The 575-nt window shown below is 34.1% G+C and carries 1 protein-coding gene; it reads left to right on the forward strand.

What is annotated here, in order from left to right; all coding sequences use genetic code 11:
* The first annotated feature begins 134 nt into the window (after window positions 1-134).
* A complete protein-coding gene (locus AWW72_RS17695) occupies window positions 135-341 on the forward strand; it encodes a hypothetical protein (RefSeq protein ID WP_004771531.1) in 207 nt (68 codons plus the stop codon).
* Window positions 342-575 lie beyond the last annotated feature (234 nt).

The following is a 575-nucleotide window of genomic DNA, read 5'->3' on the forward strand; positions in this document are numbered from 1 at the left end:
AGATAACATTATACCTAGAAAAATTACGCTAATTTTACATTACTTACACGTGGCAAAATAATTCTATGCAATGCCCCTTTAAAAAAAATTATCTGACCCTTATTAATAAATACATGTTCACAAGGAGATCTGTCATGAAAAACAGAGTTGTTAAAGCAAAAAACGTATTGGCTTTCCGTATTTGGTTAGAAAAATTGGGATATTCAGTTAAGAATCTGACAGATAACCGTGGTTTTACCTTTAGCTTTAAAAAAGAATATGGTTTGGTGACAGGCGATCTCTCTGGTAATGCTTTAGCAATGCAGTTGGGTGAAGAATTCGAAGATCATTTAAAAGCCTAATGACAAAATTTCCTAAACACGAGGATTCCAAAGGGATTTGGAATCCTTGATTTATACAGATAAGAATACTTCCAACTTTATCTCCCTTTTAATTCTTCATTTTCTAGCCATTTCCAATAAAATATTAGGGTCTGGTGACATTTCAACCATACATTGCGTTATTCGCTAAAACCACATCAACAAGGCATGAAAAGCAGGCAATCGCAGCTCCTTGCCAAGTTTCATAACGTAGTT

Source organism: Acinetobacter sp. NRRL B-65365, from assembly GCF_001605865.1.
In the GTDB taxonomy this organism is placed as follows: Bacteria; Pseudomonadota; Gammaproteobacteria; order Pseudomonadales; family Moraxellaceae; genus Acinetobacter; species Acinetobacter vivianii.

Excerpts from the sequence above, each read along its gene's own strand:
- AWW72_RS17695 (WP_004771531.1), top strand. The coding sequence starts at position 135 with ATGAAAAACAGAGTTGTTAAAGCAAAAAACGTATTGGCTTTCCGTATT.